This window comes from Aureibaculum koreense, from assembly GCF_034296135.1.
Lineage (GTDB): Bacteria > Bacteroidota > Bacteroidia > Flavobacteriales > Flavobacteriaceae > Aureibaculum.
This window is the reverse complement of the sequence record NZ_JAXKVV010000033.1, coordinates 20,004-30,797: the sequence shown is the minus strand read 5'-3', so window position 1 is coordinate 30,797 and position 10,794 is coordinate 20,004. Positions and strand designations below refer to the sequence as shown.

The window sequence follows — 10,794 nt, the reverse complement described above, 5'->3', positions numbered from 1 at the left end:
CGCTACAAGATAAAATTACTGAGATGGTAAACCAACTAACTCCTGAACTTATAAAATCTATCACCAGTTATCAATTATACACTAAAACATTTTTTGAGTATTTTTAAATCAGAAATGGTATAAGTATAGTTTTTGTCAAGCTGCAGCTTGACAAAATCATAAAAAGTCAACACATACGTTGACTTTTGAGGTTTATGTGTCTTTTATATTTATAAGCCACCAGTTGCAAACTGGTGGGAACTGGGGGATGGGGGAGCTGGGCTATTGCCCAATGTTTTGAATTTGTAAAAATACTTTTCGGAATAATTCAAAAAGCAATTTTCCTTTTTCAGTATCAAATGAAAGAGCTACTGAAATACTTATCAACGTTGAAATAACTAAACTTTTCCAATCATATTTATTTAGACGTTCGGTAGCATTTATTAAATAATCCAATCTATCACTAACAATTTCTCGTTCGCTCTCACTAATATTAAATCTATGATTAATCAATAGTTTAAGCTCATTAATAGCTAGTTTAACTTGTTTTTTTTCCTCAATTAAGAATTCCTCTTTATTGTCAAAGTCAATAGAATTTATATCTAAAGATTTGGTGTTGTATTTCAATTGAGACCACAAATCGATGTCGTTTTGGTCATTAAGGTATTCGCTCAAAGTCGTATTTAGCCACTCTTCAAATTCATTGGCAACAATATCGAATTCTGTAAATTCATCGTTTGGAAAAATAGGTGACAGAGCAAAATCCGACCCATATTCTGTGTATTGGAAATCAAATAATTCATAATTACTAGTTGAATTTCTAACTATGAATTTAAATGGCGATTTTTTGTGTTTTAAAATGACAGCTGGCAAACCATCTTTCTTTTTCTCTGAAAGTTCAAAATCTTCAGGTTCGATATGATTTTCTCTAATGATTTGATATAACTCATTTTTATATTTAACTCTCATAGTTATTTCATATTACACGTAACATTTATATAACAATACAATGGATATATTCTTTGGGTTTCTATTATATTATTAAGGACTAGACATTTAAATAATTATCAAAAATTAACACCTACACCTCCATATAATCTTCAATCGGAACACAACTACACACCAAATTCCTATCTCCATAAGCATCATCAACCCTACGTACAGGTGGCCAAAATTTGGCTTCTGAAATATACGGTAATGGAAATGCAGCTTCTTTTCGAGTATAGCTAAATTGCCAATCATCAGTTGTCAACATTGCCTGTGTATGAGGAGCATTTTTTAATACGGAATCTGTGCCTTCTTCGTAAGCATCAATTTCAGATTTTATGGAAATCAATGCATCACAAAAACGATCTAATTCCTGTTTGCTTTCACTTTCGGTAGGTTCAATCATTAAAGTACCAGCAACGGGAAACGAAAGAGTAGGAGCATGGAAGCCATAATCCATTAATCGTTTGGCAATATCGGTTACTTCAACCCCTTTTTCTTTAAACTCTCTAAAATCAACAATCATTTCATGGGCGGCAAAACCTTTTTCGCCTGTATAAAGTATTTTATAATGTTTCTCTAATTTTGATTTCAAATAATTGGCATTTAAAATGGCATATTTAGTGGCTTTGGTCAACCCTTGAGCCCCTAACATTTTTATGTAACCATAAGAAATCAAATCTACCAATGCAGAACCCCAAGGTGCAGCAGAAATTCCTGTTATGGCATGTTGCCCACCCGTTTTTATAATGGGGTTGGTCGGTAAAAATGGGGCTAAATGCTTTGCCACACAAATAGGACCAACTCCTGGACCACCACCACCGTGTGGAATGGCAAAGGTTTTATGTAAATTCAAATGGCAAACATCCGCACCAACAGTAGCGGGATTGGTCAACCCTACCTGTGCATTCATATTGGCACCGTCCATATAAACTTGTCCGCCATTGTTGTGAATAATTTTGGTAATGTCCATAATGGCACTTTCAAATACACCATGTGTGGAAGGATAAGTAACCATCAACGCAGCGAGATTGTCTTTGTGTAATTCCGCTTTTTCGCGTAAATCGTCCACATCAATATTTCCATCTTCGGAAGTTTTGGTAACCACCACTTTCATACCCGCCATAACCGCAGAGGCGGGATTTGTACCATGGGCAGAAGCTGGAATCAAGCAAATATGTCGGTGCGATTCGCCACGTGAGGCGTGATAGGCCCTGATTACCATTAAACCAGCATACTCGCCCTGAGCACCGGAATTTGGTTGTAACGAAGTGGCATCAAAACCTGTAATAATATTTAAAGAATGTTCTAAATCCCTTAGCATTTCTTGATAACCTTGGGCTTGTTCAATTGGTACAAAGGGGTGAATACTGTTCCAGCTACTGGAACTCAATGGTAGCATTTCAGAAGCGGCATTCAATTTCATGGTACAAGAACCTAAAGAAATCATGGAATCCGTCAAGGAAATATCTTTGTTTTCCAATCTTTTTATATAACGCATCATTTCGGTTTCTGAATGGTAATTTTCAAAAACTTCATGCGTCATAAATTCCGTATTTCGTTTTACCTTTTCGGGAATTGAATTGACTTCCGCATAATTGGCACAGGCTGTATGTTCTGCATTTTCGGCTTCAGCCAAAATAGAAATGATTTGGTCTACATCGGCTATTGTAGTGGTTTCGTTCAATGAAATTCCTATGGTGGTGTGGTCTATATAAGAAAAGTTAATTTCTGAAGCCTCGGCCAGTTTTTTAATAACATTTGCAGCGGTTACTTTTATTTTTAATGTGTCAAAAAATGCTGAATTTTCTTGTTCTAAACCTAGTTTTTTGACTTCATCGTCTAAGATAGTTGTCAAACTATGGATTTTGTTGGCAATATATTTCAGTCCGTCCGCACCATGATATACCGCATACATACCCGCCATAACCGCCAACAAAACCTGAGCTGTACAAATGTTTGAGGTTGCTTTTTCACGCTTTATATGTTGTTCTCTGGTTTGTAGGGCCATTCGTAACGCTCGGTTACCATCGGCATCGATGGTTACGCCAATAATCCGTCCCGGGATGGATCTTTTATATTCTTCTTTTGTCGCAAAATATCCTGCATGAGGGCCGCCATAACCCATAGGAACCCCAAAGCGTTGCGAAGTACCTACGGTAATAGATGCTCCCATTTCTCCTGGAGATTTTAAAATGGCTAAACTCAATAAGTCGGCAGCTACAATCACTTTAATGTCTTGTTGATTTGCTTTTTCAATAAAATCTGAATAATCATAAATCTGTCCGTCTTTTGTAGGATACTGAACAATAGCCCCAAATACATTTGAAGAAAACTGAACTTCTTCGTGGTGACCGTAAATAAGTTCTATACCCAAAGGCTCCGAACGTGTTTTTAAAATAGAAACAGTTTGTGGCAATACATCATCTGAAACAAAAAACTGTAGAGCATCATTTTTCTTTTGGTCTCTAGAACGATTGTTGTACAACATAATCATTGCCTCGGCAGCGGCTGTGCCTTCATCCAATAAAGAGGAATTTGCCATATCCATACCTGTAAGGTCAGAAACCACGGTTTGATAATTCAATAGAGCTTCTAATCTGCCCTGAGAAATTTCTGCTTGATATGGTGTATAAGAAGTGTACCAACTAGGATTCTCAAAAATATTTCGTTGAATAACTGCGGGTAAAATTGTGGGGTGATAACCCAAACCGATATAAGATTTGAATTCTGCATTCTTTTTAGATAGATTTTGAATATAACTGCTAAATTCATACTCGCCCATGGGCGAAGGCAAATTCAACGATTTTTCCAGTTTAATATGATTGGGTATGGTATTGTCAATCAACTCGTCCAAGCTTTTTACACCAATGGTGTCAAGCATTTCAGAAAGGTCATTTTCACGAGGACCGAGGTGTCTTAATGTAAAAGAGTCCGTTTTCATGTCGGTATATTATTTGGCGTAGGAAACTACAAATTAGTAAAAATCAAAAGTAACGAAAAAAGAGGTATTTTTGAATGAAGAATTATACTATTTATCAGCATCACATCATTTAAGTTAACTTACTAAATGCCAACCTTAAAAAGGATCTTAAATTTTTACATTTTTAGTAATGTTCACGTGGCATTGGCTGTATTTTGTTTGGTAAAAATCACGTTGTTAACTTATCAAATTCACAGTAATTTGATTCCGTTATTTTGCCTGTTTTCAACAATTTTTTCTTATAACTTAATCCGTATTTTTAGAGTGGAAGAAGTACAGCCTTGGTTTTTTGAATTTATAAAAACCAATAAGTCAATAATTATATTGCTCACGGTTTTTAGTGGTGTTATTGCTTTTGCCATGGTTTTTAAATTTAGATACCAAACTATACTTTGGTTATTTCCCTTTGCCGTAGTTACAATGTTTTATGTAAGTCCTTTCGGGACAAAAAAGCGAAAATTATCGTTAAGATATGTAGCATTTATAAAGTTGTTTTTAATTGCTGTTTCTTGGGCTGGTGTAACGGTTTTAATTCCATTGATTCAACATAGAATCAGTATCGGATTGGATGAAATTATTACATTTATCCAACGATTTTTATTTGTGGTGGCCATAACCATTCCTTTTGATATACGAGATATGTCTTATGATAAAGAGGAGTTAAAAACGTTGCCACAAGCCATCGGCATTCAAAAATCCATATGGTTAGGATTGTTATTTTTAATGTTATTTTTAGGTTTGGAATTTTTAAAATCACCAGTTCAACCAGAACAGTTACGAATTCATTTTTTTATAGCTTTCATAACATTGCTTTTTTTGGCGAAGTCAACTGACAAACAAAATGAATATTATAGTGCTTTTTTTGTGGAAAGTTTGCCCATGGCTTGGTTGGGATTGTTTATTTGGTTGGGTTAATTCCAATTAAACATTCAAACGTCGTATAAATTAAAAAAGCGTCCTACTCCTAGGACGCTTTCTTTTTAACTAACTCAAATAATTTATACAATGAAACAAATTACTTTGTTTACATTAATATAACGGCAATAGTTGTGCCAAAATTGTGTGAGATAGGTTAATGAAGTGCAAAAATATGTTAAAAATTTACAAAATATGCTTTTGGGCCTTGTAAGAAGACCTTACCAAAGCACCACTTTCTACATGTCTAAAGCCTAGATTTAAGCCGAATTCTTCATACTTTTTAAATTGCTCGGGCGTAATAAATTCCTTTACGGGCAAGTGCATCTTGCTAGGTTGTAAATATTGACCAATAGTAACCACATCCACATTTACATTTCTTAAATCGGTCATAGTTTGGAAAACTTCTTCTTCTTTTTCACCCAAACCGAGCATTATTCCAGACTTGGTTCTGTTAATACCACTGTCTTTTAAATATTTAAGTACGGCCAAACTTCTATCATATTTAGCCTGAATTCGTACTTCTCTAGTCAAACGCCTAACGGTTTCTACATTATGTGAAACCACTTCTGGTGCAACTGCAACAATTCGATCAATATTTTTGTGAATTAGCTGAAAGTCAGGTATCAATGTTTCTAATGTAGTTTCTGGGTTTGCCCTACGAATGGCATTTATAGTTTCTGCCCAAATGATGGATCCACCGTCTTTTAAATCGTCACGATCAACAGAGGTAATTACCGCATGTTTTATTTGCATTATTTTTATGGAACGGGCTACTTTTTCCGGTTCTTCCCAATCAACAGTATCTGGTCTTCCCGTTTTTACTCCACAAAACCCACACGATCTTGTACATACATTTCCTAAAATCATAAAGGTGGCCGTACCTTCTCCCCAACATTCGCCCATATTTGGGCAACTACCACTTGTACAGATAGTGTGTAAATCGTATTTTTCGACCAAACCTCTTAATTCGGTATATTTTTTACCAGTTGGCAGTTTTACACGCAACCATTTGGGTTTTTTTACAGGAAGTATTACAGATTCTTCGGACATGTATAGGTGTTCAATTTTATGAAGATACAAAGTTACGAATTCAATTTTAAATAATGAAGTGATTACAATCTTCTGCACGTGTCATTCCCGCGAAGGCGGGAATCTTTTAATCTTACTCCTGCTTTTTACACAAAGTTCAGTGTTGACTACAAATTAAATAAATACCAAACACTAAATCCAATAAGGAATATGATACCTAGATAACTCAGAATTTTTAGTGCTATTGAAGGGTGCCATTCTTTTGGGGTGTGCTTGCCCGAAATCAACATAAAATTTGCAATGGCATAAAATGGAGCAGTTAAAAACGATAAAATGGTTGCTATTTTTACCATAGTAATCATGTTGGAAACAAAGTAGAAAAGGATAATCATTGTGCCTGCAGATAATAAAATTATCCAAAAATTATAGTTGAGTTTTGTCTTTCTATCATATAACAATTCCGTTGACCGTTCCATAGCACGTGGCGAAGCATCCAGACAGGTTAAGGTTGTACTCAGCATAGTAGTAAATGCGGCAATACCAATAAAGATAGCCGTTTGCGAACCTAAAGTATCTGTGTATAGACTTATTATTTGCTGAGCAAATACCCCGGCACTACTACTAAATTCATTTCCAGATTGATACATAATCAAAGCTCCAAGAGCCACAAAACAAAATGCCAACATGGTTGCACCCACATAACCTATGTTAAAATCGAACAATGATTGTTTAGTATCAAACTCCTTTTTGCCATCTTTTCTTTTTTCCAATGCCCATAAAGAATGCCAAGTAGATATATCCAATGGAGCCGGCATCCATCCCAAAAATGTAATTAGAAATGCTATTTCTAATGTACCTCTGGGGAATATTTGGGTAAGTTTAATAGTTTTTTCTGTGTTGAAAATAGCCACGCTAACTGCTATTAAAGTACTTACGGTAAGAATAACTATAATTACTTTTATTAGATTGTCAAGTAGTTTGTATTTTCCTATGAGTAAAGTCGCTAAGCAAATTAGGGTAATTATAATACTCCAAATAGTGGTATCTGGGGTTATACCGAATAAATTTGCTGCCAAACCGGCTGTTACTATGGTAACTGCAGCTTGTATTGTAAACATAGTGGCAAAAGTGAGTATATAGTAACCGATTAAAACACCTTTGCCCAATCTTTTATAACCGTCTATCAAACTCTCTCCGGTTGCTGTAGCATAACGCGGACCATATTGAAAAAAGGGATATTTAAAAAGGTTCACCAATAAAACCGCCCATAATAATCCAAATCCGAAGTCGGCACCTGCTCTTGTAGATTGCACTAAATGGGAAACGCCTATTGCCGCACCCGCAAAAAGTAATCCGGGGCCTAATTGTTTGAGCCAGCTTTTTTTCACAAAGTTAAGTTAGGTTTTGTGAAAGTAATAAAAATAATTTATTTGGAGGAATTAATAATTTCGGCCAATAATTTTTTTGCCCGTAACAGCTTCACTTTTATATTGCTCATAGGTTCGTCAAGTTCTTTGGCCATTTCTTTATAGCTCATTTCTTGAAAAAAGCGAAGGTTTATAATTTCTTGATAATGTGGTTTTAACAGTTTTATATAGGCCAATAATTGAGCTAGATTTTGCTCAATAATTAACTGGTCATCAGGTGTGGGTTCTTCATCTTCAATTTTATAGGCTTCAGAATTTTTTTTATGTAGGGATATAGTTTCCGTCTTTTTTTTACGTAGCTGATCTATGAATAAATTGTTTGCAATTGATATTAACCAAGTTTTAAATTCGTAATTTTCGTCAAAAGTATCTATTTTGTCAAATGCCTTTGCGAAAGTTCTAATGGTTAAATCTTCTGCTTCGTTTTCGTCATTAGACTTTGTTAGGATAAAACGATAGATATCTTTCCAAAAAATGTTTAACAAAAAAGTATATGATGTTTCATCACCTTTTTTTGCTTTGTTTATACTATCGATTATGTTTTCGGTTTTTTTTACCAAGCCTGCGGTTTTCTATTAAGGTTTGCAATGAATATGCCAAATTGAATAAACACTAAATATATGTCTAATAAAGGAAACCATAAAATCAAATCTTTTTCATTAAGTTTTTTAGCGGCATTACCAACTACAATAAATTGTGTAAGTAGTCGCATTAGAATCAACACGATTACATTCAAAATTTCCATCTGTCCAATTAACGAAAAAGCCAATAATATTATTGCCAATACCCAAAATGAGATTTGTGATAAATAATAGATGCCCAATAAGTTTTTATGTATAGATTTATAATGCTTAGCAGTTGTTATATGTCGTCTTTTTTGGTTTAGCCAACTTTTAAATGTAGATTTAGGTTCAGATAGTGTAAAACTATCTTTGGTAAAACAAACAGTGGTATTTTGTTTTGTAGCAACTTGATTTACAAAAAGATCGTCATCACCAGATTTAATGTTAGCGTGGTTTTCTAAACCATTGGCTTTATTGAACAACTCTTTTTTGTATGCCAAATTTCTACCAACTCCCATATATGGAATTCCTATTTTCGCATAAGAAAAATATTGAATGGCAGTTAGTAAAGTCTCATAACGTATCAATTTATTTAAAAATGAACCTTTTATTTTTTTGTAAGCACCATAACCTAAAACAATTTGTTTTTTAATAGAGAACTGAGATGCCATTTCAGACATCCAATACGGTGAAGCAGGTTCGCAATCGGCATCAGTAAGTAAAATATAATCGTATTTGGATGCATTTACACCTTCTGTAATTGCTTTCTTTTTGTTACCGGTATAATTATTACTCGCTTCAATATCAATAATTTTTAAATGTTTAAACCTAATTTGATATTGTTTAAGTATTGCCAATGTGCCATCGGTTGAAGCATCATTAACTACAATAACCTCAAAATCACGATAGCGTTGAGTTAGCACTTTTTCTATATTTCGTTCTATATTATCGGCTTCGTTTCTGGCACAGATTACAACTGAAATTTTAAGTTGTAGCACATTAGAACCTTGATATTTTGAAAAGGAAAATTTACTGAATATGTAAAAGAAGACTACCTGAGCGATGACGCTCAAAATAAAAATTACATATAAAAAAGATAACATCAGTTATGTTGGGGTTCTTTACACGTATCGAATTGATCTGGAGTTTTACCGCAAAATCCACAAGATTCCCCATCTTTATTTAGCATAGGGTTCTGACTGGCACAGGTACCTGCAAATTTACCATCTTTTTTTGCCCAAATTTTAATGGCAATCCCTGCAAAGGCTAGAGCTAACAGACCTAAAGTAAGCAGTAAAAGTTTCATTTTTTTATTTTCAACAAAGATACTGAAATTCGATGAAATTTAAAATTTTAACTATGGGTTAGTTTATTCTTTCTTTAAATAAACGGCAGCACTAATGCCTACTTCGCTCCATGTCTTGCTAACACCATCTGCACCCTTGTGTAAATCGAAACAGGCTTCACTTATTGATGCTAATGCAGATTCAGCCTTAAAATCTTCTAGATTTAGCGTACCTTCTAACTCTACCAATTGCCCACTTACAATGTAAGTAATTGGAATTTTATGCTGGGTACCGTTCATTTTTAAATCAACATTTCCAGTTCCGTCTTGGCTCAAATTTAAAGTACCTGTTAATGATACGGTTGCATCCATAACCCCAAAAAATAGCTCTTTTAACTTAGTATCTCTTATTGGGTCTTTTGAGAAAAGACTGCTTACGGGAATATCGAAAGTTGTTCCATTTAATGCACCTACTGCAGAGGTATCGTTTTTTACATTGTTAATTACTATTTCTTGGAAAACACCATTAACCGGTACTTTGTCAGTTGTTTTATAGCCCGTCCAGTTTACGGTGATTGTTTTGGGCTCAACTGAAAATTTAGCAGGTGTTTTTGTAATTTCTTTTTTACAAGAAATAGTACTAAAACTTAATAGTAAACCTAAGCATATAATGGATATTTTTTTAATAGGGCTCATAGTTATTTTATTTTTTGGTTTGTGATTTCTTCAACTAATTCAATGTATTTTATTTTAGCTTCGTCTGTACTTAAATTTTTAATTTGAAGCCATGCATTTAATTTAAAGGCGTTTTTTAACGGAATACCTTCAGTAGGTTGTGTGTAATTTCCACCTTTTGTTGCCTGTTTGTAGTAGGCGTAAAATTTTAACATAATATCAGGCGGGATTTTTTGCGTCATTGCTGAGGCAATTTCAAAAGCGGTTTTAAATCTATCATCAAGTTTAGACATACTCGGCTATTATGGTTTCGCCTCCTTTAACTTTATCGTTTATAGATACATTTATTTTCATATCTAAAGGGATAAAAACATCTACTCTAGATCCAAATTTTATAAATCCGGAATCGGCTCCTTGTACGGCATTGTCATTTTCGTTGGCATAATTTACAATTCGTTTTGCCATGGCACCGGCTATTTGCCGATGTAATATTTTACCAACAGCACTATTTTCCACAACTACTGTAGTTCTCTCATTTTCTGTAGAAGATTTTGGATGCCAAGCCACTAAATATTTTCCTGGATGGTATTTGCTGTAAATTACTTTTCCTCCAACAGGATATCTAGTTACATGTACATTCAAGGGCGACATAAAAATGGAAATCTGTCGGCGTTTATCTTTAAAAAATTCATTTTCTTCAACTTCTTCAATAACCACAACTTTTCCATCAACTGGAGCAAGTATGTGTTTATTATTTTCAACTGTAAGACGTTTGGGATTTCTAAAGAATTGTAGAATAAGCACAAATAGAATTAAGAACAACACCATAAGCGAGGTTCTTAGCCATTCAATATGAATGAAGTTATCTATCAATAAAATAACGCCGGCAAAAATCAGCATTGAAATTATTATTATTTTATATCCTTCTTTATGAAACATTTTTAATAG

At 34.1% G+C, this 10,794-nt stretch carries 11 protein-coding genes; 1 reads left to right on the top strand and 10 read right to left on the bottom strand.

All coding sequences use genetic code 11. The features are described from left to right. Positions 1-261 precede the first annotated feature (261 nt). Both UMM65_RS16985 and gcvP read right to left on the bottom strand, forming a co-directional pair. Positions 262-948 (bottom strand): hypothetical protein, encoded by a 687-nt coding sequence (locus UMM65_RS16985; protein WP_321978288.1) that lies wholly within the window; start codon positions 946-948, stop codon positions 262-264. Between the two features lie 112 nt (positions 949-1,060). Continuing rightward, on the bottom strand, positions 1,061-3,910 hold the full coding sequence (gene gcvP / locus UMM65_RS16980) for an aminomethyl-transferring glycine dehydrogenase (protein ID WP_321978287.1): 2,850 nt from the start codon (positions 3,908-3,910) through the stop codon (positions 1,061-1,063). A 126-nt stretch (positions 3,911-4,036) separates the two neighbouring features. Between gcvP and UMM65_RS16975 the strand changes: the two genes are divergently transcribed. Beyond that, positions 4,037-4,864 carry a UbiA prenyltransferase family protein gene (locus UMM65_RS16975; RefSeq protein ID WP_321978285.1) on the top strand — a complete coding sequence of 276 codons (828 nt, stop codon included), beginning with the start codon at positions 4,037-4,039 and terminating at the stop codon, positions 4,862-4,864. 186 nt (positions 4,865-5,050) lie between these two features. Here UMM65_RS16975 and lipA read toward each other — a convergent pair whose 3' ends face one another. From lipA to UMM65_RS16935, 8 genes are all read right to left on the bottom strand, one after another. Further along, positions 5,051-5,917, bottom strand: coding sequence for a lipoyl synthase (lipA, locus tag UMM65_RS16970; protein WP_321978283.1), 867 nt, complete (start codon positions 5,915-5,917; stop codon positions 5,051-5,053). Positions 5,918-6,063: 146 nt separating this feature from the next. Next, positions 6,064-7,284, bottom strand: a complete 1,221-nt coding sequence (locus UMM65_RS16965; RefSeq protein ID WP_321978282.1) for an Nramp family divalent metal transporter — start codon at positions 7,282-7,284, stop codon at positions 6,064-6,066. Between the two features lie 38 nt (positions 7,285-7,322). After that, positions 7,323-7,883, bottom strand: a complete 561-nt coding sequence (locus tag UMM65_RS16960) for an RNA polymerase sigma factor (RefSeq protein WP_321978280.1) — start codon at positions 7,881-7,883, stop codon at positions 7,323-7,325. Then, positions 7,877-8,989 carry a glycosyltransferase gene (locus tag UMM65_RS16955; protein ID WP_321978278.1) on the bottom strand — a complete coding sequence of 371 codons (1,113 nt, stop codon included), beginning with the start codon at positions 8,987-8,989 and terminating at the stop codon, positions 7,877-7,879. Before UMM65_RS16955 ends, UMM65_RS16960 begins: the two co-directional genes overlap by 7 nt. Then, complete coding sequence (locus UMM65_RS16950) at positions 8,989-9,192, bottom strand: membrane or secreted protein (RefSeq protein WP_321978276.1); 204 nt, start codon at positions 9,190-9,192, stop codon at positions 8,989-8,991. Before UMM65_RS16950 ends, UMM65_RS16955 begins: the two co-directional genes overlap by 1 nt. 63 nt (positions 9,193-9,255) lie before the next feature. Next, a complete protein-coding gene (locus UMM65_RS16945; protein ID WP_321978274.1) occupies positions 9,256-9,867 on the bottom strand; it encodes a YceI family protein in 612 nt (203 codons plus the stop codon). Between the two features lie 2 nt (positions 9,868-9,869). Then, positions 9,870-10,139: an acyl-CoA-binding protein gene (locus UMM65_RS16940; RefSeq protein WP_321978273.1), complete on the bottom strand. Its 270-nt coding sequence runs from the start codon at positions 10,137-10,139 to the stop codon at positions 9,870-9,872. Beyond that, positions 10,132-10,785, bottom strand: coding sequence for a phosphatidylserine decarboxylase family protein (locus UMM65_RS16935; protein WP_321978272.1), 654 nt, complete (start codon positions 10,783-10,785; stop codon positions 10,132-10,134). The genes UMM65_RS16940 and UMM65_RS16935 overlap by 8 nt, the downstream gene beginning before the upstream one ends. Positions 10,786-10,794: the final 9 nt, after the last annotated feature.